28 protein-coding genes are annotated in these 26,631 nt (G+C 61.9%); 11 read left to right on the plus strand and 17 right to left on the minus strand.

Going from position 1 to position 26,631, the window contains the following annotated elements:
• The first annotated feature begins 15 nt into the window (after nucleotides 1-15).
• From G454_RS0103995 to G454_RS0104025, 7 genes are all read left to right on the plus strand, one after another.
• Nucleotides 16-1,155: a methyl-accepting chemotaxis protein gene (locus G454_RS0103995; RefSeq protein WP_169719305.1), complete on the plus strand. Its 1,140-nt coding sequence runs from the start codon at nucleotides 16-18 to the stop codon at nucleotides 1,153-1,155.
• Nucleotides 1,156-2,292 carry a methyl-accepting chemotaxis protein gene (locus tag G454_RS0104000; protein ID WP_027717563.1) on the plus strand — a complete coding sequence of 379 codons (1,137 nt, stop codon included), beginning with the start codon at nucleotides 1,156-1,158 and terminating at the stop codon, nucleotides 2,290-2,292. It begins immediately after the preceding gene.
• Between the two features lie 52 nt (nucleotides 2,293-2,344).
• On the plus strand, nucleotides 2,345-3,334 hold the full coding sequence (locus G454_RS17645) for a complex I NDUFA9 subunit family protein (RefSeq protein ID WP_084413241.1): 990 nt from the start codon (nucleotides 2,345-2,347) through the stop codon (nucleotides 3,332-3,334).
• Nucleotides 3,335-3,380: 46 nt separating this feature from the next.
• A complete protein-coding gene (locus G454_RS0104010) occupies nucleotides 3,381-3,857 on the plus strand; it encodes a hypothetical protein (protein ID WP_027717564.1) in 477 nt (158 codons plus the stop codon).
• Between the two features lie 7 nt (nucleotides 3,858-3,864).
• Nucleotides 3,865-4,506 carry an accessory gene regulator ArgB-like protein gene (locus G454_RS0104015; protein WP_027717565.1) on the plus strand — a complete coding sequence of 214 codons (642 nt, stop codon included), beginning with the start codon at nucleotides 3,865-3,867 and terminating at the stop codon, nucleotides 4,504-4,506.
• Nucleotides 4,503-4,631: a cyclic lactone autoinducer peptide gene (locus G454_RS20795; protein WP_084413243.1), complete on the plus strand. Its 129-nt coding sequence runs from the start codon at nucleotides 4,503-4,505 to the stop codon at nucleotides 4,629-4,631. Before G454_RS0104015 ends, G454_RS20795 begins: the two co-directional genes overlap by 4 nt.
• A 187-nt stretch (nucleotides 4,632-4,818) precedes the next feature.
• Nucleotides 4,819-6,435, plus strand: coding sequence for a bifunctional diguanylate cyclase/phosphohydrolase (locus tag G454_RS0104025; RefSeq protein ID WP_051275851.1), 1,617 nt, complete (start codon nucleotides 4,819-4,821; stop codon nucleotides 6,433-6,435).
• On the opposite strand, the gene G454_RS0104030 is transcribed toward G454_RS0104025, so the two are convergent.
• The 13 genes from G454_RS0104030 to G454_RS0104090 all read right to left on the minus strand — a co-directional run bounded on the left by G454_RS0104030 (nucleotide 6,432) and on the right by G454_RS0104090 (nucleotide 17,894).
• The gene (locus G454_RS0104030; protein WP_027717567.1) at nucleotides 6,432-7,994 is read right to left on the minus strand and encodes a bifunctional ADP-dependent NAD(P)H-hydrate dehydratase/NAD(P)H-hydrate epimerase; all 1,563 of its coding nucleotides are present in this window, start codon (nucleotides 7,992-7,994) and stop codon (nucleotides 6,432-6,434) included. The two genes, G454_RS0104025 and G454_RS0104030, sit on opposite strands and share 4 nt — an antisense overlap.
• Nucleotides 7,995-8,017: 23 nt before the next feature.
• Nucleotides 8,018-8,392 (minus strand): holo-ACP synthase, encoded by a 375-nt coding sequence (acpS, locus tag G454_RS0104035; RefSeq protein ID WP_051275869.1) that lies wholly within the window; start codon nucleotides 8,390-8,392, stop codon nucleotides 8,018-8,020.
• Nucleotides 8,393-8,450: 58 nt separating this feature from the next.
• On the minus strand, nucleotides 8,451-8,801 hold the full coding sequence (locus G454_RS0104040; RefSeq protein WP_027717569.1) for a hypothetical protein: 351 nt from the start codon (nucleotides 8,799-8,801) through the stop codon (nucleotides 8,451-8,453).
• An 82-nt stretch (nucleotides 8,802-8,883) separates the two neighbouring features.
• Nucleotides 8,884-9,660: a LytR/AlgR family response regulator transcription factor gene (locus G454_RS0104045; protein WP_027717570.1), complete on the minus strand. Its 777-nt coding sequence runs from the start codon at nucleotides 9,658-9,660 to the stop codon at nucleotides 8,884-8,886.
• Nucleotides 9,635-10,963 carry a histidine kinase gene (locus G454_RS0104050; RefSeq protein ID WP_027717571.1) on the minus strand — a complete coding sequence of 443 codons (1,329 nt, stop codon included), beginning with the start codon at nucleotides 10,961-10,963 and terminating at the stop codon, nucleotides 9,635-9,637. Before G454_RS0104050 ends, G454_RS0104045 begins: the two co-directional genes overlap by 26 nt.
• A gap of 128 nt (nucleotides 10,964-11,091) precedes the next feature.
• Complete coding sequence (locus tag G454_RS0104055) at nucleotides 11,092-11,598, minus strand: CBS domain-containing protein (RefSeq protein WP_027717572.1); 507 nt, start codon at nucleotides 11,596-11,598, stop codon at nucleotides 11,092-11,094.
• Between the two features lie 13 nt (nucleotides 11,599-11,611).
• The gene (locus G454_RS0104060) at nucleotides 11,612-12,238 is read right to left on the minus strand and encodes a hypothetical protein (RefSeq protein WP_027717573.1); all 627 of its coding nucleotides are present in this window, start codon (nucleotides 12,236-12,238) and stop codon (nucleotides 11,612-11,614) included.
• A 63-nt stretch (nucleotides 12,239-12,301) separates the two neighbouring features.
• A complete protein-coding gene (locus G454_RS0104065; RefSeq protein ID WP_156896659.1) occupies nucleotides 12,302-12,490 on the minus strand; it encodes a hypothetical protein in 189 nt (62 codons plus the stop codon).
• Between the two features lie 26 nt (nucleotides 12,491-12,516).
• Nucleotides 12,517-13,668 carry a sulfite exporter TauE/SafE family protein gene (locus G454_RS0104070; protein ID WP_245574305.1) on the minus strand — a complete coding sequence of 384 codons (1,152 nt, stop codon included), beginning with the start codon at nucleotides 13,666-13,668 and terminating at the stop codon, nucleotides 12,517-12,519.
• 13 nt (nucleotides 13,669-13,681) lie between these two features.
• Complete coding sequence (locus G454_RS17650) at nucleotides 13,682-13,921, minus strand: hypothetical protein (RefSeq protein ID WP_051275853.1); 240 nt, start codon at nucleotides 13,919-13,921, stop codon at nucleotides 13,682-13,684.
• A gap of 266 nt (nucleotides 13,922-14,187) precedes the next feature.
• Nucleotides 14,188-14,700 carry a CBS domain-containing protein gene (locus G454_RS0104080; RefSeq protein ID WP_027717576.1) on the minus strand — a complete coding sequence of 171 codons (513 nt, stop codon included), beginning with the start codon at nucleotides 14,698-14,700 and terminating at the stop codon, nucleotides 14,188-14,190.
• A gap of 18 nt (nucleotides 14,701-14,718) precedes the next feature.
• Entirely contained in the window at nucleotides 14,719-16,080 is a 1,362-nt protein-coding gene (locus G454_RS0104085; protein ID WP_211229947.1) for a sigma-54-dependent transcriptional regulator, read from the minus strand.
• Nucleotides 16,080-17,894: an ATP-binding protein gene (locus G454_RS0104090; RefSeq protein WP_027717578.1), complete on the minus strand. Its 1,815-nt coding sequence runs from the start codon at nucleotides 17,892-17,894 to the stop codon at nucleotides 16,080-16,082. Before G454_RS0104090 ends, G454_RS0104085 begins: the two co-directional genes overlap by 1 nt.
• 274 nt (nucleotides 17,895-18,168) lie before the next feature.
• Between G454_RS0104090 and G454_RS0104095 the strand changes: the two genes are divergently transcribed.
• The 4 genes from G454_RS0104095 to G454_RS0104110 all read left to right on the plus strand — a co-directional run bounded on the left by G454_RS0104095 (nucleotide 18,169) and on the right by G454_RS0104110 (nucleotide 22,425).
• A complete protein-coding gene (locus tag G454_RS0104095) occupies nucleotides 18,169-19,470 on the plus strand; it encodes a phenylacetate--CoA ligase family protein (RefSeq protein ID WP_027717579.1) in 1,302 nt (433 codons plus the stop codon).
• Entirely contained in the window at nucleotides 19,460-20,515 is a 1,056-nt protein-coding gene (locus G454_RS0104100) for a TRAP transporter substrate-binding protein (RefSeq protein ID WP_211229948.1), read from the plus strand. The genes G454_RS0104095 and G454_RS0104100 overlap by 11 nt, the downstream gene beginning before the upstream one ends.
• 66 nt (nucleotides 20,516-20,581) lie before the next feature.
• Complete coding sequence (locus tag G454_RS17655; protein ID WP_156896660.1) at nucleotides 20,582-21,136, plus strand: TRAP transporter small permease; 555 nt, start codon at nucleotides 20,582-20,584, stop codon at nucleotides 21,134-21,136.
• The gene (locus tag G454_RS0104110) at nucleotides 21,133-22,425 is read left to right on the plus strand and encodes a TRAP transporter large permease (RefSeq protein ID WP_027717581.1); all 1,293 of its coding nucleotides are present in this window, start codon (nucleotides 21,133-21,135) and stop codon (nucleotides 22,423-22,425) included. Before G454_RS17655 ends, G454_RS0104110 begins: the two co-directional genes overlap by 4 nt.
• Here the strand turns inward: G454_RS0104110 and truD are convergent.
• The 4 genes from truD to glmS all read right to left on the minus strand — a co-directional run bounded on the left by truD (nucleotide 22,418) and on the right by glmS (nucleotide 26,493).
• Nucleotides 22,418-23,587 carry a tRNA pseudouridine(13) synthase TruD gene (gene truD / locus G454_RS0104115; protein WP_027717582.1) on the minus strand — a complete coding sequence of 390 codons (1,170 nt, stop codon included), beginning with the start codon at nucleotides 23,585-23,587 and terminating at the stop codon, nucleotides 22,418-22,420. The two genes, G454_RS0104110 and truD, sit on opposite strands and share 8 nt — an antisense overlap.
• 202 nt (nucleotides 23,588-23,789) lie before the next feature.
• Nucleotides 23,790-24,203, minus strand: a complete 414-nt coding sequence (locus G454_RS17660) for a PIN domain-containing protein (RefSeq protein WP_169719306.1) — start codon at nucleotides 24,201-24,203, stop codon at nucleotides 23,790-23,792.
• A gap of 13 nt (nucleotides 24,204-24,216) precedes the next feature.
• Nucleotides 24,217-24,465 carry an AbrB/MazE/SpoVT family DNA-binding domain-containing protein gene (locus G454_RS0104125; protein ID WP_027717583.1) on the minus strand — a complete coding sequence of 83 codons (249 nt, stop codon included), beginning with the start codon at nucleotides 24,463-24,465 and terminating at the stop codon, nucleotides 24,217-24,219.
• Between the two features lie 198 nt (nucleotides 24,466-24,663).
• On the minus strand, nucleotides 24,664-26,493 hold the full coding sequence (gene glmS, locus G454_RS0104130; protein ID WP_027717584.1) for a glutamine--fructose-6-phosphate transaminase (isomerizing): 1,830 nt from the start codon (nucleotides 26,491-26,493) through the stop codon (nucleotides 24,664-24,666).
• Between the last annotated feature and the right edge of the window lie 138 nt (nucleotides 26,494-26,631).

A 26,631-nucleotide genomic window follows, 5' to 3' on the forward strand; every position in this document is an offset into this window, starting at 1 on the left:
CGCGTACGGGGGGAGATGTCCATGCTCATTCGCCGGCGTATTTTCCTGGCGGGTTTTCTCTGCGGAGTTATCCCGGCGGCTCTCCTGGCCGCCTCCCGGGCAGCGGCCGGTTCCCATCCACCGGCTGCCCTGGTGGCAACCGCAGCCGCCGCCTGGGCGCTCACCGCCGCCGTGCTCTGCCTCGTCTTGCGCCCTCTGCAAAAAGACCTGCAGGAGATCCTCGCCGCCACCGCCGGTTACCTGAAAGGCAACGTGGTCTCCGGCATAAGACCCGGGGGGTGGGGGGAGGCGGGGCACATGAAGAGAAGCATGGCGGAACTGGAAAGGCAGCTCTGCCGGTACCTGGAGCACGTGGCCGGCATCACCGAGGGGCTTTTTGCCCTGGGAGGGCCCATTAACGAGGCCACCGGACGGGTAAGCGCCGCCAGCCAGGAAGAGGCGGCCCGCATCCAGGAGATGTACAACAGGGTGAGGGAACTGGCGGAAAGCACCCTTTCTGCCGCCGCCCTTGCCGAAGAAGCCCTGGAACTGGCCCGGAAAACCAGCCGGCTCACCGGGGAGGGCAGCCGGCTCATTGGGGAAGTGGCCGCGAGCATGGAGGAGATCGACCGGGCCATGGGCGCCCTGGAAAGGGGCGCCGGCAAGATCGGCGAGATTACCGTGGCCATGGGCCGCATAGCCGAAGAAACCAACCTGCTGGCCTTAAACGCGGCCATCGAAGCCTCACGGGCGGGCAGGGAAGGCAGGGGCTTTGCCGTGGTAGCCGAAGAAGTGCGCGCCCTGGCCGAAAAGTCCGCCCAGGCGGCCAGGGAGATAAGCCAGCTCGTCAGGGAAATGGAGGAAGAGTCAAAAGAAACCCTGCAGGCCATTAAAGAGGGCGTGGAAGCAGGCGGCGAGACCCTGGAAACCTTCCGGCAAATTAAAAACTATGTGGAACAGATGGCCCCTTCGGTGCAGGCCCTGGCGGAAACCTTTGCCCGCCAGAATCAGCTCACCGCCAGCATCACCGAACGGGTGCACGCCCTGGCCGCCGCCGCCGAGCAGACTTCGGCCACTTCCCAGGAGGTAGCCGCCACCACCCACCAGATCACCGGCCTGGCGGCGAAGTTCCGCCAGGTGGTGGACATCTTCTGCCTGGCGAAAGGGGGGAGGTAGGTGTTTCCCTCGCTGTACAGGCTGGCCGCGCTCCTCTCCTTCATGGCGTCCGCCCTCCCCGCCCTCTGCCTGGCGTGGAAATGGCACCCCCTGGCTTTCATCCTTGCCGCCCTGGCAGGCGGGCTCATTACAGGTGGGGGGTTCTGGCTTTTCCTGGGGCCGCGCGCCACAGCCCTCGCGGAGGCCGCCGGAGCCATGGAGGCCATTGCCCGGGGCGACCTGCGCTACCGCACCTTCCGCTATGCCCGCCGGGATGAGCTGGGGCAAATTATGGAAAACATCTCCAAAATGCTCAAGGGCTACAACAAACACATCTCCCAGATACACTTCAACATGCGCGCCCTGGAAGAAGGAGCCGCCCAGGTAAACTCGGGCATGGAACAGGTTACCGCCTCCAGCCAGGCCCAGGCCGAGCAGGTAGGCGGCCTGCTCAAGGAGATGGAAGTCATGGCCGCCCAGTTTGCCGGCGTGTCCGCAAAAACAAGTGAGGTGCTGGAGGTGGTCTCCTTAACCTTTGAGGCGGCAGAAAAAGGGGCCGGGACCATCGGGCGCTTCGCCCGGCAGATGGACGGGCTCACGGCCAAAATGGCCGGCCTGAAGGAAAGGGCGGGCACGGTAACCCGCACCGTACAGGTGACGGCACACGTGGCCAGGCAGACGGGCCTCCTGGCCTTAAACGCCTCCATTGAGGCCGCGCGCGCCAAGGGAGGAGGGCGGGGCTTTGCCGTGGTGGCCCAGCAGATAGGCAAGCTGGCCCAAAACTCCGCGCACTCAGGGCAGCAGATAGGCGAGCTTCTGGCGGAAATAGCTGCAGGAACCTCCCGGGCAGAAGAAGCCGTAAGGCGGGGCGCAGACCTGGTGAAACAGGCAGGGGAATTGCTTGAGGCTATAAACGCAGCCGTCTCCCGCTGCCGCTCGGCCATTGAAGAAATAAACCGCCGCGCCCAGGAACAGGCCTCCTCTGCCCGAACCATCACGCAGGCGGCAGAAGCCGTGGCCGCCTTCTCACAGCAAGCTGCGGCCACCGCCTGCCAGAGCTTTTCCCACCTCGCAGAGCTGGCGCGCCTCACCAGAAAGCTGCGGGAGGTGGAAAGCGTCTACCAGAGCTGGGGAAGCAACCTGCAGGGGCAGGCATGATGAGGCACGGTCAAATCACCATGGCAGGGATTAAAAGAGGGGGGAGCCGCACATGGTGCTGGTTACCGGGGCCACCGGGCTGGTGGGCCGCCACCTCGTCCCCGCCCTGCTGGAAGCGGGCTTCCGCGTGCGCTGCCTCGTCAGGGACGAGGAAAGGGCCCGCTCCCTGCTGGGCAGCGGGCCGGAGCTGGTGCGGGGAGACGTGTGCGACCCGGCATCCCTGGCCGGGGCCTGCCGCGGGGCGGCAGCCGTCATCCACCTGGTGGCCATCATCAGGGAAAAAGAAGGGCTTACCTTTGAGATGGTCAACGTGGAAGGGACCCGTAACGTGGTGGAGGCCGCCAAGGCCGCCGGCTGCCGGCGGTTCATCCACATGAGCGCCCTGGGAGCCACCCCCGACCCGGCCTTCCGCTACGCCCACTCCAAGTGGTTGGGGGAAGAGGCCGTGCGAGGTAGCGGCCTGGACTGGACCATCTTCCGCCCCTCCGTGCTCTACGGGCGGGGCTTCGGCTTCTTTGACCGCCTGGCGCAGTCGCTGAAATTCTGCCCTCCTCCCCTTGCCCCGGCCATCCTCTCCCGCACCCGCTTCCAGCCGCTGGCGGCAGAAGACCTGGCGCGCTGCGTGGTGCTGGCCTTAAAGGACCCGTCCTCCGCCGGGAAGATTTACGAGCTCGGCGGCCCGGAGCACCTCACCTACGGCCAAATGCTGGATGCCTGGCTGGCCGCCAACGGCATCACCCGCCTCAAGCTCCCCATCCCCCTGTTCCTCGTGCGCCTTGCCGTGCCGCTCCTGGAACGGCTCCTCCCGGATCCCCCGGTGACCGCCGTGGAGCTAAAGCAAATGGAAGTGGATAACACTACGGATCCCGACGCGGTGGAAAAACACTTCGGCTTTAAGCCGAGGCCCCTAGCCCGGGGGCTGGCGGAACTCCGGCGCCGGCGGGAAAATCCTCCCAGCCCCTTAATCCTGCGACAATTTTTTAAAAAGCTAGCAGGAATTTTTACCGGCGGTAGCAGGAAATTGCCACCTCCCGGCGAATAAAATTTGCATACCAAAGCACATCACGGCAACCAATGGAGAGAGACAGATGTTTAACGAGACGCTGCTTGATTTCCTGCGGGGGGTGCCCTTTCAGGATCTTCCCGAAAGCCTTGTCATGGCCATGGCCGTCTTTGCCTTCCTGCGCCTGCCGCTGGAGGGCCGGAAAATAGCCCTGGTCGCCCTCCTGCAAACCGTCACCAACGCCGTGCGCCTCCTGCCCATTGCCTTCGGCATGCACACGGTCATCCTGACCATTTCCCTGGCCTTTTACGTGCGCATGGTCACGGGGGTGAGGATCAGCAGGGCTTTCTGGGCAGTCATCCTTTGTATGCTAATTGTCCTGGGGCTGGAACTTCTCTACTTCATACCCCTGCAGAAACTGAGCGGCCTTGCCTACGAGGAGATCGTGAAGAGCCCCGTCTTAAGGGGACTCTTCAGCCTGCCCTACGAGGTGACGCTCCTCATCCTGGCCCTGGTTAAGGACTACTACAACCGCAAGGCAAAGGAACAGGCCGGCAGGTGATAAGCAGTTGTGGGGTCCTTCGCGGCGCATAGCTGCCTTCCTACGCCAGAACCTTGACCTGACGGCAGAGCAGGAAGAGGTTGCCGCCTACGCCTTGCTGGTCATCTTCCTCACCGCCGCCTCGGTGGCCGCCGTGGCCTTCCTGGGCTGGCTCTTGGGATGCATGGGCGAAGCTCTGGCGGTGCTTTTTACCGTCTTTGTGCTGCGCTCCTTTTCCGGCGGCGCTCACTGCACTTCCCCGGTGCGCTGCACGCTCACCAGCGCCCTCCTGGCCCCCGCCATGGGCAAGCTGGCCGCGGCGGGAAGCCTCCTTCTCGGGGCCAAAGCACTATACCCGGCTGTGCTGGGCGGCGGGGGCCTGGCCACCTGGCTCTGCTGGCGCCTGGCCCCGGTGGAATCGCCGGCCAAGCCCCTCACTTCAGAAGCGGCCCGCGCCTTTTTCCGCCGCGCCAGCACGGCAGTGGCCGCCGGTGCGATCATCCTGCAGGTGGCCCTGCTCCGCTTCACCCCCGTCCCGCGCTCCCTCGTCCTGGCCGTAACCGCAGGGCTGCTCTGGCAGGTTTTTACCCTCACGGCAGCTGGCCACCGGTTCGTGGCCGGATTGGATAAAACCTTAAGCATTATCGCCAGGGGAGGTGAAGAGGGGTGAAGAAGCTGTACCTCGGCCTGCTGGGCTCCATCTTCAGCCTGCTGGTCTTTGTGGCCAGCACCACCGTCCAGCCTCTGTGCGTTGGTTTTGTTTACCAGCCTAAGGTTCCCCGGGCACTCCGTTAAAGAGTCCAAGAAAGCTTTTACAGTCTGATAGGCAAAAGGTTCTTTAAGGAGAGGGCCTTTCCTCTCCTTAAAGATTTGCTAGCGGGTAAATGTTTCAAATTGAGGGATAACCTAAATGAATAAATGGCAAGCAAAAAGATCAAAAGATATTTTTGAAATTACCATATGCACACAAATAGCTGGGCTTTTGCTTTTTCTACTCTCAATTCCCATTCTAATACCTCTGTATGGCTATAGCGTTTTCCTTAAAGACCATTACATATACCAAGGCCTTCCTTACTATGCCCAGTTAGCCCTGGTTCTTTTCTTACTGTTAACCATTGCCTATCTCATTCAAAAAATCAACAACAAGGAAGGTAAAGAAATACGTTACATCCAAACCCTCATCGTCTGCATTCTCTTTCTCTTCATCTTGCCCCTCACCTTAAAGCTACCCCCTCTGACCCCCCTGCTCCTGACCCCCGTGATCATTGCCGCCACCACCTGGGGAAAGCGGGTAGGGATATTGGTGGGCTCCCTCGCCGGCCTGGCCTTGCTGGCCAGCAACTTCATTCCTTTCCTGCGGCACTTCGCGGCCCAGACCTTCCAGCTGGACCTGGTCAACGCCGGCGTGATCGTGCTCCTTAGCTGGTTTATCGGCGGGCTCTCCGACATCGAGGCGGAGACGCGCAACACGCTCGCCCACCTGGCCGACACCGACGGCCTCACGGGCCTGTACAACCACCGCTGCTTCCAGGAAAGGCTGCGGGACCTCTTGGAAGAAGCAGAAAAAAACAATACGCCCCTCTCCCTCCTCCTCCTGGACCTGGATCACTTCAAGTTTTACAACGACACCCAGGGCCACCAGAAGGGCGACCGGGCCCTGGCCGAATTGGGAGAGCTTCTCTCCCGCCTGGTGCCCGCGCCCTACTTTGCCGCCCGCTACGGCGGGGAGGAGTTTGTGGTGGTCCTGCCCGGCGCCACCAGGCAAGAGGCGCAAAGTTTCGGAGAATACCTCGCGGAAAAGATTGCTTCTCACTCTTTTGAGGGGGCACATAACCTCCCCCAGGGGCGCCTCACCGCTTCCTTCGGCCTGGCCTGCTATCCGGAGGACGGCTCCAGCGCCCAGGAACTGGTGGAGGCCGCCGACCACGCCCTTTACCAGGCCAAGTACAGCCGCCGGCTGCATTTTTACTTTTCGGTGGTGGACAGGTTCCGCGCGCTCAGCCGCTCGGAAAGGGAACTCTTTAACTCCCTGAAGATCCTCCTCGCCCTCATTAACGTCAGGGACAGGTACACCTACGGCCACTCCGAGCGGGTGGGCGATTACGCCGCCGCCCTGGCCCAGAAGCTGGGGCTTCCCCCCGCAGAGGTGGAGCTCCTCAGGTGCGGGGCGTACCTGCACGACATCGGCAAGGTGGAAGTGCCGTTTACCGTGCTCAACAAGCCCGGCAGGCTGGATAACGGCGAGTGGGAGGTCATAAAAAAGCACCCCGAGTGGGGTGAGAGCCTCATCAAGCCCCTTTCGTCCTTCTCCTCCCTCCTGCCCCTCATCCGCCACCATCACGAAAACTACGACGGCACCGGGTACCCGGACGGCTTAAAGGGCGAGGAAATCCCCCTCTTTGCCCGCATCCTGCGCATCGCGGACAGCTACGACGCCATGACCACCGAGCGCCCCTACAAGAAGGCCCGCACTCCCCTTGAGGCCTGCCGGGTGCTGCAGGAAGAGGCGGGGAAGGCCTTTGACCCGTACCTGGTCAGGCTCTTTACGGAGGTCATCCTGGAAAGGGAGGCGGCGGGCAGGGCAAAGGCAGCCCCCTAGTCCCCGCCTTCCTCCACCTGCCTGATGGCCGCCGGCACCATCTCTGCGATGTCGCCGGCCAGGAGGCCGCGCCTCCCCCTCTTTGCCGCTGCCAGGTCCCCGGCCAGGCCGTGCAGGTAGGCCCCCGCCGCCGCCGCCAGAAACACGTCCATCCCCTGCGCGATCAGCCCGGCAATTACCCCGGTGAGGACGTCGCCGCTACCCCCGGTGGCCATGCCGGGGTTGCCGGTGGTGTTGATGTAGGTGGTGCCGGAAGGGGAAGAAACCAGCGTAGCCGGGCCCTTTAACAGCACCACCACCTTAAAGTGCGCGGCGGCCTCCTCGGCCACCGCCAGGCGCCGCGCGCGGACGTCCTCCGACGCGGTGCCCAGGAGGCGGGCCATTTCCCCCTCGTGGGGGGTGATAACGGCAGGCGCCGCCAGCAGGCGCCAGATCCCGGGGTACCCCTGCAGGGCGTTCAAGCCGTCCGCATCCACCACGCAAGGCACCTGCACGCGGGCCAGGAGTTCCCTGACCAGGGCCGCCGTTTCCGGGTGGGTGGTGAGCCCCGGGCCGAGGGCCAGCACGTCCGCCTTATCGAGCAGGGCGGCGATTTTTTCCAGGGCCTCGCCGGCCAGGGTACCCTGTGCCGTCTCGGGAAGCCCGGCGGTCATCACCTCGGTGAGCTTTGCCGCCGCTGCTTCCTGCACGCTCCGGGGCACGGCCAGGGTTACCAGCCCCGCCCCCGACCTCGCGGCCCCCAGGGCGGCCAGGCAGGCTGCGCCGGACATGCCGCGGGAGCCGGCCACCACCAGCACGCGTCCGCAGGAGCCTTTGTGGGCCCAGGCCGGGCGCGGGGGCAGCCACCGCCGCACCACTTCGCGGGTAGTTAAGTAGCGCCCCGGCGGCCCCTGGTCCAGGAGAAAGGCCGGGATGGAGATGTCCGCCACGTGCAGGCGCCCGGCGTAGCTCCGCCCGGGCTCCAGCACTAGGCCCACCTTGGGGAGGGCAAAGGTCACCGTGCAGGACGCCCGCACGCAGGGCCCGAGCACCTGCCCGGTGTCGGCCTCCAGGCCCGAAGGTACGTCCACGGCCACCACCGGCCTGCCCGCGGCATTAACGGCCTCGATGACCCCCGCCGCCGGCTCCCTGGCCGCTCCCTTAAAGCCCGTGCCGAAAATGGCGTCCACCACCAGGTCGGCCCCCGCCAGCCAGGCGCGCAGGCCCTCCAGGTCCTCCCGGCCTGCCACGGGATGCACTTCCCGGCCCATCTTCCGCCAGATACGCAGGTTTACCGCCGCATCCCCGGCAATCTCCTCCGGCCTGGCCAAAAGCCACACCCGGACCTCCGCTCCGGCGTTAAAGAGGTGGCGGGCCGCCACCAGCCCGTCGCCGCCGTTGTTGCCCTTGCCGGCGAGAACGGCCACCTTTTTCCCCGCCACGCCACCTCCCAGCAGCTCCCGCACCACCCGCACCACGGCCAGCCCGGCATTCTCCATGAGCACGAGGCCCGGAATGCCGTAATCTTCCATGGCCGCGCGGTCCAGCCCGCGCATTTCTGCCGCTGTAACCACCCGCACCGCCGCACACCTCGCCCAACTAGCTAGCGTCCGACGAGCACCACAAAGGCCAGCGCAAAGGGCCCCTCGTGGGAGAGGGAGAGGAGCACCCCTTCCACCCCCCTTGCGGCGGCCAGGCCTGCTGCCCGGCCCCGCAGCCTCACCCCGGGCGCGCCGTTTTCCCGCACCACCTCCACGTCCCGCCAGCAAATCCCCCCGGTCAGGCCCGTGCCCAGGGCCTTCAGCACCGCTTCCTTGGCCGCAAAGCGTGCCGCATAGCAGGAGTAAGGGTCGCGGCGGGCCTCACAGTAACGGCGCTCGCCGGGCAGGAAAACCCGCTCCAGGAAACGCTCCCCAAAGCGGCAAGCGGCCTTTTCTATCCTTGCCACCGCCACGAGGTCGGTCCCCACACCAAGCACTCTCAAGGCCGGCCCTGCTTTCCCAACGTTTTTAAAAAATACTTCTACCCCCGGAAGTTCATTCCTCCAGGGGCTCCCCGTTAAAAGTGCCGCGCAGCTTAAAGTTGACCCATTCGGGAAAGGGGATTCCCGAGCGGGCAAAGAACTCGCTTTCCCGGGCCTTCTCGTCGTCCTTTTGCTTTAAAAAACCCCTCACTGCGCGGCGGGTAAGGCTGTAGAGCTCCTCGTCCACCACCCCCTGCTCCATGAGCAGCACCCTTAAAGAGAGATTTTCTTCTTCCAGCACCTTTACGCGGCTAAAAAGCTCAATGAGCATGAGGCGGATGACGTCCTCGTCAAGCCTCCTCTGCACGTCGCCCAGGAGGTTCCAGATCTTCTGGTCGCTAAGCATTTCCCAGACAACCTGCAACGTACACCACCTGCCAGAAACCATTTTAAACAAAAAAAGGCCCCTCTATACGGGGTCCGGCACAAAAAACGCACTTCCCTCTTTAGAAACCCAGGATGCGGCGCAGCTTTTTGGCCTGCGCCCGGCTGACGGGCACCTCGCTGTTCTCCTGGTCGTCTACCACCAGGTTGTAGGTGCCGTTAAAGAAGGGCACTATTTCCTTAACTTTGTGCAAATTTACGATGTAGCAGCGGTGGGTGCGGAAGAAGATGTTGGGGTTTAAGCGCGCCTCCAGTTCCTTTAAGGTAAAGCGGGTGAAGAGCTTGTCGGCGTATGTTTTGATGTATACGTAGTCCTGCTCCGTAAAGGCATAAACAATATCCCCCTCGGCCACGAGCACCGTTTTGCCGTACTTTTCCGCGGGGATGCGGTCGATCCTGAGCGGCACATCCGCCTCGCGGGCCGCGCCCACGGCGGTTTCCTCGGCGGCCACCATTTCCGCCGCTTGAAGTTCCCGGAACTTCCTGAGCACCTTGTCCACGGCCTTCTTCAGCCGGGCCTGGTCCACGGGTTTTAAGAGGTAGTCCACGGCGTTAACCTCAAAGGCCCGCACGGCGTACTCGTCGTAGGCCGTCACGAAGATTACCTGCGGCTGCCTGGGCAGTTCCTGGATGGCCGCCCCCAGGTCCAGGCCGTTCATCCCCGGCATGGAGATGTCCAGAAAGAGGATCTGGTAATCCAGCGCCTTTATAAGGGTCAGCGCCTCCTGGGCATTGGTGGCCTCCCCCACGATCTCAATGCAGTCAAAGCTGCTGAGCGCGTAGCGCAGCTCCTGGCGGGCAGGGTACTCGTCATCAACGATGAGCGCTTTTAACTTCACCCAAGCTCCCCTCCTTATCCACCAGCTTGCACAGGAGCGGGATGCGCACGTAAACCGAAGTGCCGGCGCCGGGCGCGCTGACGATGGAGAGCCCGTACTCTTCCCCAAAGAGCCCTTTCAGCCTCTCGTGCACGTTGCTGAGGCCGACGCCGTTGCCCGAGCCTACGCCCGGGCGCAGGATCTCGGGCAGCCTCTCCGGGGGTATGCCCACGCCGTCATCCCGCACCACAATGAGCATATCTTCCTCCAGCCTTTCCACGGTGATCTCCACCGTGCCCTGGCCGGTCTTGGGCAGGATGCCGTGCCTGATGGCGTTTTCCACCAGGGGCTGGATGGTGAGCACCGGCACCTGGTAGTCCAGAAGATTGCGGTCTATGTGCCTGACAATGCGCAGCTTTTCCCGGAAGCGGGCCTTTTCTAAAATCAGGTAGGTGTTCAGGTACTCGATTTCCTCCCGCAGGGTGTTGAAGTGGCCGTGGCGCCTTAACGCCTGGCGGAAAAAGCTGGCCAGGCGGACGAGCAGGCGGCGGGCCATTTCCGGGTTGGTGCGGATGAACATGATGATGGTGTTTAAGGTATTGAAAAGAAAGTGGGGGTTGATCTGGGCCTGCAGGGCGTCCAGCTCCGCCTTGGTGAGCAGCTGCACCTGCCGGTCCAGCTCCGCCAGCTCCATTTGCATCCCCAGCAGCTGCGCCAGGCCTTCCGCCAGCTTTACCACGTTGGGCGGGACTTCTCCGGGCTGGGTGCGGTACAGCTTGATGGTCCCCACCACCTTCTCCCGGCACTTCAGGGGGACGATCACCGCCGACTCCAGGGGGCACTGGGGAACGGGGCAGTGGAGGTCGCGCCCGCTCCTCACCAGCTTGAGCTGGCCGGTGCGCAGGACCTCCCTGGTGGCATCGGTGAGGATGGGCCGCCCGGGCAGGTGGTGGTCGGCACCCGCGCCCGTGTAGGCCAGCACCTTTTCCTGGTCGGTGATGGCCACCGCGCACACGTCGCTGATGTTCTTAATGATCTCCGCCGTCTTTTCTGCCGTATCCTCGTTCAGACCCCGGCGCAGGTAAGGCAGCGTCTGGGTGGCAATCTGCAGGGTGAAGTCGAGGGGATGCTTATCCAATTTCAGGTTAATAATCTTCTGCTTGGTTAAGTAGTCGTTAACTAAAAAAGCGGCCACCGCATTTACGCACAGGATGGCCACTACCAGCTTCCAGGCCTTGGGGTCCCACAGGAGGACAAAGCCGATGGCCAAAAGGTTAATGGGCACCCAGCGGGCAATAACGCCCATGGCCAGCTTTCTCTGCACTACCCCTCACCTTCCCCCCGAAGTTCACACCAGCACAAACAAGCCACGCGGGAAAAGAAAAAATTTTTCTATAATTATAAAACATCTGCCCGTAACAAGTCCATAAGAAGATAATCCCATGGCGCGTATTATTTAACCATGTCCTCCAGGATCTCGCCGATCAGCCAGAATATATCTACCGTGCGCACCACGCCGCGGAGTTCTCCTCCGGCCAGTACGGGAACGGAGTTCACCCTCTTTTTGAGCATCACCAGCGCCGCCTCCCACAGCGCCGCCTCCTCGGAGACATAGGCCACCCCCAGGGGCCTCATGACCTCCTTGACGGGAATATATTGCCTCTGCCAGCAGCCCGGCAGGAAAAAAAGGGCCGCCGGGTCGCTCTTCAAGAGGGTCTCCAAGAGGTCCTGAAGCTCCAAGGCCCTGAGCAGGCCGCGCAGGGTGAGGATGCCCACCGCCTTGCCGCGGCGGTCGTACACCAGCGCCGACTGGAAGCCCTCCCAGCCGCCCTCCCTTCCCTTGGAGTGATAGTGCTCGTGCAGGATGCGGAAGGCGACCAGCACATCCGCATCCTCGCGCAAGGCGGGAAACTCCGCGGCGGGAACCATTACCTCACGCACCTTAACCCATAGCGGCACAGCCGGCACCCCGCTAACCGGTCTTGGCGTCCCTTGCCCTTTCCACGTACTCGCCGCTGATGAGGATGAAGTCGGCCACCGTGCGGGCAATTTTTTCGCGCTCGTACTCTGTAAGGCCCTCCTCACCTACGGGAAAGCACAGCCGAAAGCGGTACTTGCCCGTCTGCTCCACACGGGGCGACTCGCGCTCGATGCGGTGCCCCAGGCGGCGCTCCATGGCGGCGAGGTGCTCCAGCAAGGGCAGGAAAAAGCTGTGCTTGTGGCCGTCCAAAACCAGCTCCGCCAGGAGGATCTTTTTCCCGGAAAAGGGCCCCTTGCGCAGCTGGGTGCGGCAGAGGCGGTAGAAAATATCCTCCCGCCAGTGGGAAGGCACCAGGCAGAGGGCCGAGCCGTTTGGCTTTCCCCAGCGGGCCGCCGACCAGCACTGCACGGCCAGGCCGCGCTTTGAGAGGTAGTTCTCCACGCGGCGGTAAATATCCTCCAGGAGGCCCTCCCAGTTTTTGGCACCCGCGGCCTTTTTCTCCCCTTCCTGTCTCTGCATCCATTTTACAAACATCTCCAGGACGCCCAGCTGCTCCTTTTCCAGTTTTACTTCCCTGCGGAACTCTTCCAGGTAATGCACGAGATCCGGACCGCTCATTTTTTCACCCCGCCGTCCAAGTAAAGAAGGAGAGCCTTTTTACTCCCCTTCTTTGCGGAAAGTCTACCCGGCCAAGAACACCGCCAGAAACAGGCACGCCACCAGGGCCAGAGCCAGCCCTAACGTCAACCCGACCCCTTCTCCCGTGTGGTCGGGATGGGCGCGCTGCAATTCGGCAAAGGCAAAGGCTTCCTCCAAATGCCCCAGCAGGGGCGGCTTCTTCCGGCTCCGGCCACTCCCATCGTCCTGCATCTCCGGTTCCTCCTTCCGGCAAAACCTCATACCTTTGCGGCCACCGTTTCCGTTTCCACACCGACCTCCTTTTTCTTCTTCCACATGTTGCCCAGGATAATCACGCCCCCGGTGGCCAGGGCAAGGCACATGACGATGAAGCTGGTATTCTTGAGGACGCCGATGGTGCTTGGGGAGAGGGAAAGGAGGCCCAGCTCGTGGAGGTACGTGGGTATGGCTATACCCCTGCTTACGGCCACGATGAGCATGATGGTGGCCATGACCACTTTAATCATGTACTCTTTCACGTAGGTGGTACCCACGGCGCCCAGCTGCACGCCGATGAGCGAGCCGGCCAGGATGAGGAGGACGAGCCTGATGTCCACGAACCCCCCCAGGGCCCAGGTAATGGTTCCGGTCAGCCCCATGAGGAAGGCCACCACCAGCTCCGTGGCGCTGGCCACAATGGCGGGGGCGCCGAGGATGTAGATCATGCCCGGCACGCCGATAAAGCCGCCCACGGCAATGGTGGCCGCCAGCATCCCGGTGCCCAGGCCAATGGGCGCCACGATCCAGAAGGAGACCCGCGTGTTGGCTACTTTAAAGTGTATCATAGGCGGGATGTTAATCTTCCTTACCCTTTCCGCCAGGCGGGAGGTGGTGTCCTCCTTTTGCATGCTGGCCGCCCGGCGGGCGTCGTAGAGCATGTAGAGGCCCAGGGAGGTAAGCACGGCCACAAAGACCAGGCTCACGTAGAGGTTGGAGCCGGCCGCCCCCCACTTGGCAAAGATGGCCTTTTGCACCCCGATCCCCAGCTGCACGCCGATGACCGCCGTGGTGGCCATGATCACGCCCAGCTTAACATCCACCTGGCCGTACTTGTAGCGCTTGTAGGCCCCCACCAGGGCCTTAGGGAACTTGTGACACATGTTGCTGGCCACGGCAATGGCCGCCGGCGCCCCCAGGCTCATCATGCCGGGGGTGAGCACAAAGGCGCCGCCGGAGCCAATGAAGCCGCTGATCAGCCCCCCGAGAAAGCCCAGCAAAAACAGGTAGAGTACCTTCCAGGCATCCAGCTGCACGAACTGCTTGACCATGTCGCCCGGCCCCAGGTTTTCCCCTGCCGCCTCGGCAATTAAGGGGAGGCAGAGCAGGAAAAGGGCGGCCAGGGTGGTTATAGCAAAGAGCTTGCTTTTCATTTTACCCCACACTTTAATGCCCCCCTTTCTTTAACGGTCGGATACCCAGGGATTCTAAGAAGTAGTTGGCAAAGGTCCCGTGGATGAGGGAAAAGGCTATAGCCGTGGCGATGAGGGCCAGCGAGGCCACGCCTCCCTGGGCAAAGTAATTGATCACTGCACCCTGGTTCAAAAAGACCAGGAGGTAGGCCGCCAGGGAAATTATACCCCATATTACGGCCTCCTTTACCGGCCTGGGCTGCGCTTTACTCATATCCCCCCCTCCTTTCTGCCGCGCCTTTTTTATTGTTCAGGAGGGTGCAAAGCCTGTGCCTTTTTACACAAAGCACAAAAGGCCCATAAAAACGGGCCTCTCGTGCTTTGGGGCACTTTCACTTGTCGAAATTATCATCAGGGGCCTGGTGAATTCCTCAACAGTGGGGCGGCAGCGGGCAAGCCGCGGCCCCCGGCGCAGGGGCCGCTTGTTGAATTTTTCGACAGTTGTACCCCCTCCGGGCCGTCTTCCATGTTATCGGGATCTTATTCACAAGGTGGAGGGTTCAGGCTTAAAAAGTGTGCGCTGAGAACTTTAAACACATCCACCGTGCGCACTACGCCTAGCAGGCGCCCGCCCTCCAAAACGGGCAGGGAGTTGACACCGTGCCTTAACAGGGCCCTCACCACGTCCATTATTTCATCATCCGCCTGCACGGTGGCCACTTCCAGGGGGCGCATGACATCGCACACGCGCAATAGGGAACCCTCTTTTAACTTCTGCAGAAAGTACCAGCTCCAGGATTCCGCCCTGAAGAGCGGGTCGTTGAGCAGGTCGTAGAGCCCTACGGCCATGAGGATTCCCCGCAGGGTCAAAATGCCGCTCAGCCGGCCCTCGGCATCGAGGACGATTAAAATGCGGTGCCCGTGCCAGGGCTTTCCCTGGCGGTGGAAAGACTGCCGCAGTGCCTGGATGCCCTCGTACAAGGTGGCCCCGGCCTCAATGGTGGGCAGCTCTTCCAAGGGTATCATGATGTCCCGGGCTTTGTGCGGCAGCACTCCTAGTCACCCCCCCCATCAGTGGTCGATAATGCCCAGCTCCTTCATCTTCATATACAGAGAACTCCGGTTCATCTTTAGGGCCTGGGCGGCTGCCGAGCGGTTCCAGTTGTGCTCCTCCAGGGCCCGCAGGATGATCTCCCTTTCCACTTCGGCCACCTTTTCTTTAAAGGAATCCCCGCTCAGCTCCGCCAGCCAGTGCAGGCGGCGGGAGCTTTTCTGGATGCGGAAGGGGAGGTCTTCCACCGTCAGGTAGGGTCCGGTGGACATCAATACCGCCCGCTCGCAGACGTTCTTTAACTCCCGCACGTTGCCCGGCCAGTTGTACTCCAGGAGCAGCTTCATGGCCTGTTCGGTAAAGCCCACCACCTGCTTGTTGTACTGGGCGTTGTACAGCCCGATCATGTGCTCCACCAGCACGGGGATGTCCTCCCTGCGCTCCCTGAGCGGTGGCAGGTAGATGTCCACCACGTTTAAGCGGTAGTAAAGGTCCTCGCGAAAGGTGCCTTCGGCAATGCACTTCTCCAAATCTTTATTGGTGGCCGCAATGATGCGCACGTCCACCTTGATGGTTTCGGTGCCCCCCAGGCGCTCGAACTCCCGCTCCTGCAGCACCCGCAGCAGCTTGGCCTGCAGGGAGAGCGACATTTCCGCAATCTCGTCCAAAAAGATGGTCCCGCGGTGGGCCAGCTCGAACTTGCCCGGCTTGGAGGTCACCGCCCCGGTAAAAGCCCCCTTCTCGTAGCCGAACATCTCGCTCTCCAGGAGGTTTTCCGGGATGGAAGCGCAGTTGACCTTCACGAAGGGCCTGTCTTTACGGGGGCTGTTGAAGTGAATGGCCCTGGCCACCAGCTCCTTGCCGGTGCCGGTCTCGCCGCGGATGAGCACCGTGGCGTTGGAGTTGGCCACCCTCCCGATGGTCTTGTACACCCGCTGCATGACCGGGGAGAGGCCGATCATGATGTCCTCCCGGGCGGCCACCTCCCGCCCCGCAGCAGGCGCCTGCCTGGTCAGGCGGCGGATCTCGATGGCCTTCTTTAAAGTTTCCAGGAGTTCGGCTATAGAGAGGGGCTTCAGGAGGTAGTCAAAGGCCCCCAGCTTCATGGCCTCAATGGTGGTCTCCGTGGAGCCGTAAGCGGTAATGAGGATGATGGGGACGTCCTGACCCTTCTCGCGGACCAGCTCCAGCACCCTGATGCCGTCCAGGTCGGGCATGCGGATGTCCATGACCACCGCCGCCGGGTCCAGGGAGGCAATTTTCTCCAGGGCCTCCCGACCGTGCCGGGCCGTATCCACGCGGTAGCCGTGGGAGGAGAGAATGTCCCGCAAGCTTTTGCGCACGCTTTCCTCGTCGTCCACTACCAGAACCAGCTCCTCCATCATCTCACCCCTGCCGCTTCAGGTAGGTATATGGTGAACTTGGTGCCCCGGCCCACCTCGCTCTCCACCTCTATCTGCCCCCCGTGGGCTTGGATTATCTCGTAAGCTATGGCCAGGCCCAAGCCCGTGCCCTTGGGCTTGGTGGTGTAAAAGGGCTCAAAGAGGTGCACCAGGTTTTCCTTGGGAATACCGCAGCCGGTATCGGCCACGGAGAGGGCCGCCATCTGCCGCTCGGGCAGGTAGGCGGTGCTGATGGTAATTACCCCGCCTTCGGGCATGGCCTGCATGGCGTTAAAGATAATGTTTAAAACGGCCCTTTCCATCTGCTCCGCGTCCATCCAGACCGGAGGCAATTGCACGTCCAGGTCCAGCAGGAAGTGGTACTTGCTCTGGTGCACTTCCCTGAAGAACCCCACCAGCTCCCGGACAAACACGTTGAGGTCCCGCTGCGCGAGGCGGGCCTCCGCGGGCTTGGCAAAGTAGAGCAACTGCTCCACCAGGTAATCCAGCCGGGAGATTTCCCGCTGCACGGCAGACAAGGCCTGCACGCTGGGCCTGTTATCCTGCAGCCAGTGCTGGATGTAACAGCTGATGGTGGTCAGCGGGTTCCTTATTTCGTGAGCCACGCCCGTGACCAGCCTGCCTAGGGCGGCCAGGCGCTCCTGGCGCCGCACCTTTTCCTCCAGATGCATGCGCTCCGTCAGGTCCCGGCAGTTGACCACCGCGCCCAGCAACTGGCCCCCGGGGGTCTTCAGGGGCAGTACGCTCACCAGCAGGTGGCGCGGTGCCTTCTGCCCGTTGCCCATGCTGAGCATCAGGTCGCGGGACTCCTTCTCCTCCTTGAGCGCCCGCTCCAGGTAGGGGGCCAGCGGCGTGGCCATGGCGGCAAGCCCTCCCGCCTCCTGCTGCTCGGCCCCCGCAGGCAGGGAGAAAAGCTCCCGGGCCAGCTTGTTGGCCAGCACCACCCTGCCCTGCGCGTCCACCACCACGATGGCCTCGTCAATCACGGCCAGCATGGTTTCGGTGTAGAGGTTGAGCTCGGCAATGCGCCGGGCAAAGCGGTTTATGCCCTCCACAATCTCGCCCAGTTCCCCGGAAGCCTTGGGCATGACCCGGGAGAGGTCCTCCTCCAGGTTTCTCAAGCCCCGCTTGATAAACTGCACCTGCGACACCAGGTCCCGGAAAAGGTAGATGGCCCCGCCGAATCCCGCCAGGACCACCAGGGCAATGACCGCGTAGGCGATGAGCTCCAGGTGGCGCCTCTGGCCGTAAAATCCCACCTCCGAAAGGTACTCGGCGGCGCGGATGACGCCCTCCACCTTGCCGTCGCGGATTACCGGGCGGTAAACCTCCACGATGCCCCCTTCCTCGGGGCCCACCGTCTGCGCGAGGCTGGCCCGCTGGGCAATGGTATCCTCAAAGGCCTTCTTGCGCCGGAGGGAAAAGTTCACATCGTAGCGGTCGGTACCGTCAAAGAAGACGTGCAGGGGAGCATAGTACAGGCCCAGGTGCACCTCCGGCTGCTCGCCCCTCACCTCGTTAATCTTCTCGTTAACATAGGCGCCCAGGGCCACGATCTGCTCCTGAGGAGGCCTGCCGGCCAGCCCCTGGCTAGCCAGGTAACTGTCCAGGCTCACGGCAAGCTTCTGGTCTAAAATGTATGCCGCTTGGTTGAGCTTGGCCTTCTGGTTTTCCAGCAGGGAACTTTCGCTGGCCCGGATCACGTGGAGCATGTAGAGGGTGAGCAAAATGGGCAGGACGAGGAGGAGGGACACCAGGTAGAGGATGCGGTTACCAAAGAAAAGGCCGCGCAAAAGAAAACCACCCCGAGAGCCGCCGTTTGAGGACATTATATCACCCCCGGCAGCGCCCCAAAAGGAGCAAAAAATTTCCCTTTGCGGGAGGAATTCTTTTTTGCACGGCGAAGCTATATCAATGTAGTTAAGGAGAGCCGGAGCAAAAGCGGCGAGCGGAGCGGGGCCGAGCCGAGGTGAGGCAAAGGCAGTTCAAGGGTTTTTCTCACCAGGCCAAGCGGCCTGGTGTTTTTGCTTTTGGACCCCGAAAATTTGGGAGAGGGAGGGAAAAGGGTTGGCCGTACCTCTGGAAAAAACGGAAGCGTTTAACTTCGAGCGGGTGTTCAAGCAACAGGAAACCCTCTTACAGGAGATGGTGGGGCGGGTCTACCGGAACTCCCCCTTTTACCGCCGGAAGCTGGAGGAGGCGGGCATCCGCCCCGGGGAAATCCGCACCGTAAGGGACCTGGAAAAGGTCCCCTTCACCACCAAAGACGAACTGCGCCTCGGCTACCCCCTGGGCCTGATGGCCGTGCCCGAGGAAGAGGTGGTGCGCATTCACTCCTCATCGGGGACCACCGGCAAGCCTGTGATCGTTCCCTACACTAGGAACGACGTGGATACCTGGGCGGAAATGATGCGCCGCTGCCTGGTCATGGCCGGGGTAACGCCGCGCGACCGCGTGCAGATCACCCCGGGCTACGGCCTGTGGACGGCGGGCATTGGCTTTCAGGCCGGGGTAGAGCGCCTGGGGGCCATGGCCGTGCCCACGGGTCCGGGAAACACGGAAAAGCAAATAGAAATGATGCTGGATCTGCAAACCACTGTGCTCATTGGCACCGCCTCTTACGGCCTGGTGCTGGCCGAAGAGATCAGCCGCCGCGGCTTAAAGCCGCGCCTGCGTTTGCGCCTGGGCATCTTTGGCTCGGAGCGCTGGGGCGAGAAAATGCGCCGCCGCATTGAAGAAGAGCTGGGCATCGAGTCCTTCGACATTTACGGCCTCACGGAAGTGTACGGGCCCGGCATTGCCATTGACTGCCCCTACCACCTCGGCATGCACTTCTGGAGCGACCACCTGCTCTTCGAGATCGTCGACCCCCACACCGGGAAGCAACTGCCCCCGGGGGAGGAAGGGGAGCTGGTCATCACCACCCTCACCAAGGAGGGGATGCCTCTCCTGCGCTACCGCACCCACGACATCACGCGCCTCATACCCCACCGCTGTCCCTGCGGCTCCCCTTACCCCATGATCGACCGCGTGCTGGGGAGGACGGACGACCGCATTAAAATCAAGGGTGTCAACATCTACCCGGGGCAGATCGACGACGTGCTGAAGAGCGCCAGGGGGGCTTCCAGCGAGTACCAGATCATCCTCACCCGCCAGAACGCGCGAGACCACATGCTCATCAGGGTCGAGGGCCTTCCCGGCCACGATCCCCGGGAGGTGGCCGCGGAGTGCCAGCGGCTGATCAAGGCCCGCATCGGCGTGTCCTGCGAGGTGGAAGTGGTCCCGCAGGGCAGCCTGCCGCGCAGCGAAAAGAAAAGCCGGCGCGTCTTTGATTACCGCGAGAATGGGGGGTCGTCCCGTGACGCTTAAAAGAAGCCTGGCCGTGGCGGTGATCCTTTCCCTGGCCGCCCTGCTCCTGGCGGGTTGCGGCAAGGCCGCAAAAGAGAGCGGTTCCGCAGGCAGCAAGCCGGTGGTGCTGAGGTATGCCTTTTTTGCTCCGGCCAACACCTTCCCGGCCAAGCAAATGGAAAAGTGGAAGGAAGAGGTGGAAAAGCGCACCAACGGCAAGGTAAAGGTGGAGCTTTTCCCCGGGGGAACCCTGCTCACCGCCCAGAATATGTACGACGGGGTTAAAAACAGGGTGGCCGACATCGGCCTCTCCTGCCCTACCTACGAGCCGGGGCGCTTCCCTCTGCTGGGCATCTCGGATCTCCCCGCGGGCTTTCCCAACGCCAAGGTGGCCAGCCGGGTAATTTACGAACTGGTGCGGGAGTTCCCCCCGGAAGCCTTTAAAGATTACAAGATCATTACCGCCTTTGCCACGGAACCCGCCTACCTCATGACCACCAGGCCGGTGGCCAGCCTGCAGGACTTGAAAGGGAAAAAAATAAGAATCTCCGGTGCCCTAACCCCCGTGCTCAAGGAGCTGGGGGCCTCCCCCGTGGGCATGACCATGGCCGAGGTTCCGGAGGCGCTGCAAACGGGCGTCATTGAGGGCATGGTGAGCTCGCGGGAGGTCTTAAAGGACCTAAAGCTGGCCGAAAAACTCAAATACGTCACCGACTACCCCATGACCGTAACCTCCTTCGTGGCGGTGATGAACAAAGAGGTGTGGAACTCCCTGCCGCCGGATGTGCAGAAGGTGATCGACGACCTGAGCCTGGAGATAGCCCTCTGGACGGGCGAGTACATGGACAACCACGTGAAGGAGGCCCTAGAGTGGAGCAAAAAGGAGCACGGCCTGCAGATAATTTCGCTGCCCCCGGCAGAAAAGGAGGCCTGGGACAGGATTTTGGCCCCCCTGCAGGATAGGTACGTGGCGGAATTAAAGGCCAAAGGCCTTCCGGCCGAGGAGTACAAGAAACGCCTTGAGGAGCTAAAAGAAAAGTACACCAAGGAAATGGGCGGGAAATAAGCCGCCGTTGCGGGGTACCCTTTATTGGGGTGCCCCGCAAAAAAGCAAAAAAGGGGTGAGCTCTCCGTGGCCCTGACCAGAGAACACGCGGCCAAAGAAGCCTGCACCGCACCGGCTGCCGAACAGCTGACGCTTTTTTTAAACCGCGCAAGCAAGAGCCTAAACCTCTTTCTTGCCCGGCTGGCCTGCGGCTGCCTGCTCGCCATGGTGCTCCTCACGGTGGCCAACGCCGTCCTGCGGGCGTACCGCACCCCTTTTGCCGGGACCACGGAGGTCGTCGGCTGGCTGACCGCCCTCACCACCGCTTTCGGCCTGGGCTACACGCAGGTGACCAGGGGTTATGTGGAAATAGACTCCCTGGTAAGGCGGCTTCCGGCCCCTCTGCAAAAGAGCACCAGGTGCGCCGTCCTTCTTGCCTGCGCCGTGTTCGGCGCCCTCGTTTCCTTTAAGCTGGGCGCCTACGCCCTGACGGTATGCCGAAACGGCAACCTTTCGGAAACGCTGCAACTGCCCTTTTACCCCCTGATCTTCCTCCTGGCCCTGGGCTTTGCCGCTCTGGCGTTGGCCCTGCTGGCCGACTTTTTAAAGGAATGTCTGGAAGGGAGGGCGCGCCCATCATGAGCCTGGTCACCGCGGCTCTCCTGGGCCTACTGGGCCTCTTCCTGCTGATGTTCCTAGGCATGCCCATCAGCCTGGCCATGTTTGTGGTGGGCTTCCTGGGCCTTTTAGCCGTGGCCTCGCCGGCGGCAGCCTTCAGCGTGCTTACCGGGGACCTGTGGAACCAATTTTCCAGCTACTCCATGAGCGTGATCCCCCTGTACATTTTAATGGGCGAGATCATCTTCCGCACGGGGGTAAACGAAAACCTCTTCAGGGCCGCCGCCAGGTGGGTGGGACACCTGAGGGGCGGCCTGGCCGCCACCGTTGTCCTGGCCAGCGCCGGGTTTGCGGCCATCTGCGGCTCCAACTCGGCCACCGCCGCCTCCATGGGCACGATGGCCTTACCCGAGTTGCGCAAATTTAAATACGACCAAGCCCTCAGCACGGGCACTGTGGCCGCCGGGGGCACTTTAGGGGTGATCATCCCTCCCAGCACGGTTCTTTTGGTCATCGCCCTGCAGACGGAACAGTCCATCAGGCACCTGTTTGTGGCCAGCGTCATCCCCGGCATTATGTTAACGCTTTTGTTTTTGGGCATTGTCCTCTACCTGTGCGGGAGAAACCCCTCCCTCGGCCCCGCCGGCCCGCGGGCTACCTGGGGGGAAAGGCTTGCCTCCCTGCCCCTGGTGCTGCCCACGCTCCTTCTCTTTGCCTTCGTGCTGGGCGGCCTCTTCCTCGGCTGGTTTACCCCCACCGAGTCGGGAGCCTTCGGGGCCTTCGGGGCCATGATCCTGGCCCTCGCCCTGGGCAGGCTGAACCCCAAGAACTTGAGCGAGGCGTTGCTGGGCACCGTCAGGTCGTCCACCATGGTCATCACGCTCATCGTGGGGGCCATGGTCTTCGGGCGCTTCTTGGCCATCACCAGGCTTCCCTACGAGGTGGCCGCCTGGGCCGCCTCCCTCCCGCTGCCCCCCGTGTTCATCCTCGCCGGCATCCTCCTGATCTATCTTGCCGGCGGGTGCCTCATGGACGCCCTAGGTTTCTTAATTATCTCCATCCCCATTTTTTATCCGGCGCTAATCCAGCTGGGCTACGACCCCGTCTGGCTGGCCGTCGTTTTGTGCATCGTCACCAGCGCCGGAGCCATCACCCCTCCCGTAGGCGTAACGGTGTACGTGGTCAAGGGGCTCATGCCCGACGTGCCCCTCATGTCCATTTTTAAAGGCGCCTCCTTCTTCCTCCTCGGCTACGCTGCGCTGCTCCTCCTGCTGGTGGCCTTCCCGCAACTGGTAACCTTTGCCGTCAGGTAGAAAACGACACGGTCAGCCTTTTGATGAGCATTGTCCCGTAGCTCCCCCGGGGCAGCTTGAAGGAAAGGCGCAGTTTTTGCCTTCCGGGGTAGAGCTCGTCGGGCTCTGCCGGCTCCAGGGAGAAGTCCTGCGGGAAGACGATGGCCTGGCGGGGGATCGACTTGAAAAAGGCCTGGCGGACCTTGCGCAGGTTAAAGTCGCTGCGCTTGATGCCCCTCTCCTCCAGGATGGCCGCAAAAAGCTGCTCGCTCCTGGCGTCGGGGAAAGCCATGCGGCTGGCGGCCAGCGGCAAGGCAAGGGACTTCAAGTAGTCCAGCTCCCTTCTTTCCAGGCGGCGGTAAAAAAGGTACGGCCCGGCCACACCGGGGACGGCGGCAAGCTCAAGCCCTAAATCCTGCAGCACCCTCCTTAAAAGCTCGTTAAAGAGAAAGCTCTGGTAGGCGGAGAAGAGGAGGGAGAGCTCTTCGCCGGGGATCAGGCGCAGGGCCTCCACGTAAGCTTTGGGTTTTTGGGCAAGCAAAGAAAAAATCTTCTGCTCCATAGTAGTCTTTGCGCGGGAAAGGCAGGCCGCCCAGTCCCCCCAGTGCGCGCGGAAAAAGCGCTTTCTCTCCTTGGCCTCTTTTTTTTCTTCCGGGTAAATGCCGGTAAGGTAAATTTGCAGGCTGCCGTTGTAGTGCCCCTTGAGCAGCCTTTCGGCCATGAAGCCGAGGTCGCGGTCCATGCTGCCGAAGCGCTGGTCGTCAAAGTAGTTGGGGAAACCAAAACCCCTCACCTCATCAACCCGCCGGCAGATCATGGCCACCTCCCCTGCACCGAGCGCGCGCAGGGTAATGGCAAACTCGTTGCCTTCCAGGAGGTCCGGCCCCATGGGCCTGTCCATGTAGCCTATGCTCCTAAAGGAAAAATTCTTGTCCTCCGTGGTCAGGTCGGCACCATGCTTTACGGTGACGTACTGGAAGGTATGGGCGTGCCTGTCCTTCAAGCCCCCGTAGCTAAAGAGGCGGTAGGGGAGGCCGTGCAGCTTGGCCAGCCGGATGAGAAGGTCGATGGTGTTCCAATTTTTCTTTTCCAAAAGGTAAAGCCGGTAGGGGCCCTTTCTCTTCACCGGCAGCCGGGCCAACTCCCTGACCACAAAGTCCTCGGGAGTCACCTTTAGCTTCATCCGCTCCTGCTCCTTTACCCCACCTTCCCCAAATTATGTATCACAGGAGCCCATCATTTTTGACTTCCTCCCACCCCCTAAGGGGTAGGGCCTTCCCGCGGCGGCTTTGTGATGAGGAGCGACAGGCACTAGCCAGGTATGGGCAGACCACAGGGCCGCCGCTCTTGGCACCGGGGGCCGGCGCAAAAAAGTTTCGCACCGGTTATGGAGAGTACGGGTTATTTTCAGCCGGGAGCATCAGCTGGTCAATACCCAAATCAGGCCTGTTGAATTCTGGGTCCCGGTGTATCAAAGTGGCAGCTTTACTCCGGGCCACACCGGCTATAAAGGCATCTGCCACACTTAACCCGCCCTTCGCTTTTATTTGGGCGGCCAACCAAAGCAACTCCTCGTCAGGCCAAATCTCTTCCAGCGGCAACTCCCTTACCTGGAGAACCAGTTTAATGGCCTCATCCAGGTTCTCTTTGGACATCACCAGGTAAGCAATTTCAAAAATACTCATAAACGAAATGTAAATAATTGCCCGACCTGAAGAAGCTTGCGCAAACAGCTCTTCGATCAGCTCAGCCCCTGTTTCGTCCTGATAATAGGTCAATAGGGCACTGGTATCCAGCACGTACTTTTTGAGGTCACTCATCTGCCTTCCGTTCCTTTTCCCGGTATTTCATCAGTAAATTTAACAGGTCCTTTCCCTTTCCGGCACCTCGGAAGCTGTTGTACGGTTCGGCGGGCAAGGGAATTATCTTTATCTCTCCTCCCTGGTCGATCCAGGCTATACGCGATCCCTCCCGGATATTATAGCGCTCCCTGATGCCGGCTGGAATAACGGTCTGGTAACGGTGACTAACGGTGGTTTTAACAATGTTTCTTGTGTTCAAGCCCTACACCTCCTCTTTATTTAGCATACAAGACGCATAATCTTATTACAAGACGCAGACTTCTCTCTCACCCCGGGGCAGAGCTTTCTTTAAAAAGTAACCCGCACAAAAGGGGCGAGGTTTTCCATCCTCGCCCCTTTTTACTGCCACCGGTTCTCCGGAAGGTTCTCCGGAAATGCCCCCTTTTTGGAGCCCTCCCTACTCCACCGTGACGCTCTTGGCCAGGTTCCGCGGCTGGTCCACGTCGCAGCCGCGGGCCACGGCCATCTGGTAGGCCAGGAGCTGCAGGGGGATGACCGCCAGTACGGGGGCCACCAGGGGGTCCACTTCCGGGATGTAGATAACGTGGTCGGCCACCTTTTCCAGCTCCCGCTGCCCCTCCATGGTCAGGGCAATAACGGTGGCCTCGCGGGCCTTTACCTCTTTGATGTTGCTTAAGGTTTTCTCGAAGAGGCTCTTTTGCGTGGCCAGGGCCACAACCGGCACGCCCTTTTCAATCAAGGCCAGCGTGCCGTGCTTGAGCTCTCCGGCGGCGTAGGCCTCGGCATGAATGTAGGAGATTTCCTTGAGCTTTAAGCTGCCCTCCAGGGCCACGGCATAATCCAGCCCGCGCCCGATGAAGAAGATGCTGCTGGCCGCGCAGTAATCCCGGGCCAGTTTTTCGACGAGGTGCCCGTTCTGCAGGACGGCTTCGGCCCGCCCGTCCAGGCCCTCCAGTTCCCTCACCAGGCGGCCCACCTCTTCGGGAGACATGGTTTCCCGCAGGGCGGCCAGGTGCAGGGCCAGCAGGTACATGGCCAAGAGCTGGGTGGTGTAGGCCTTGGTGGAGGCCACGGCAATTTCCGGCCCCGCCATGGTGAGGAGGACGAAATCGGCCTCCCGGGCAATGGAGCTTCCCCTGACGTTGGTCACGGCCAGCACCGGCGCGCCCAGGCGCTTTGCTTCCCGCAGGGCGGCCAGGGTATCCGCCGTCTCCCCGGACTGGCTGATGACCACCACCAGGGAGCGGCGGTCGATGAGGGGCTGGCGGTAGCGGAACTCGGAGGCAATGTCCGCCTCCACCGGGATGCGGGCCAGGCGCTCGATGACGTACTTGCCCACGATGCCCGCGTGGTAGGCCGTGCCGCAGGCGGTGATGAAGATTTTGTCGATCTCGCGCAGCCAGCTTTCCTCCAGGGGCACCCCCTTTAAAACGCCCCGCGCGCCGTCTTTTGCCAGGTAGCCGTGCAACGTGTTCCGCAGGGCCCGGGGCTGCTCGTGGATTTCTTTGAGCATAAAGTGCGGGAAGCCGTTCTTCTCGGCCTGGGCTGCGTCCCAGTCCACACGGTAAAGGGGCTTTCTTACCTCCTCCCCGCGGCGGTTGAACACCTTTACCTCGTGCGGAGTGAGCAGGGCTACTTCGCCGTCCGCCAGGATGTAGGTGTCGCGCGTGTGGGGCAAAAGGGCGGGGATGTCCGAGGCCAGGAAGTTCTCCCCTTTCCCCAGGCCTACCACCAGGGGGCTGTCCTGGCGCACGGCCACAATTTTCCCCGGTTCCAGGAGGGAGATGGCCGCTACGGCGTACGAGCCCCGCAGGCATTCCACCGTGCGATACATGGCCGCCAGGAGGTCGCCCCGGTAAAAGTGCTCCAGGAGGTGGACCAGCACTTCGGTATCCGTCTCGGAGGAAAAGCGGTGGCCCTTGGAGCCCAGCCATTCCCTCAGCTCCAGGTAATTTTCAATGATCCCGTTGTGCACCACGGCAAACTGCCCGCGGCAGTCCGTGTGGGGGTGGGCGTTGGCATCGGTGGGGCACCCGTGGGTGGCCCAGCGGGTGTGCCCGATGCCCACCCTCGCCTCCCCGTTATAGCCGTTGAGCTCTGACGCCAGGCCGGCCAGCTTGCCTGCCTTCTTACGCACCACAAGCGCACCGTTTTCCAGCACGGCAATGCCCGCGGAGTCGTACCCGCGGTACTCCAGCCTGGCCAGGCCTTCAATTAAAATAGGAACGGCCCGGCGAGGGCCGCAATACCCGACAATACCACACATGAAGCTTACCCCCACGGAACAAGTTTATCCAATAATTAGAAATGCCGGGGCGCAAAAAGGCCACGGCAACTCTAAGAGCCTGCCCGTCAATTTTCCGGCCCTTGCCCTCTGGCCACCAGGCACCCTTTGTCCCGGCCG

This window comes from Desulfovirgula thermocuniculi DSM 16036, from assembly GCF_000429345.1.
Classification (GTDB): Bacteria; Bacillota; Desulfotomaculia; order Desulfotomaculales; family Desulfovirgulaceae; genus Desulfovirgula; species Desulfovirgula thermocuniculi.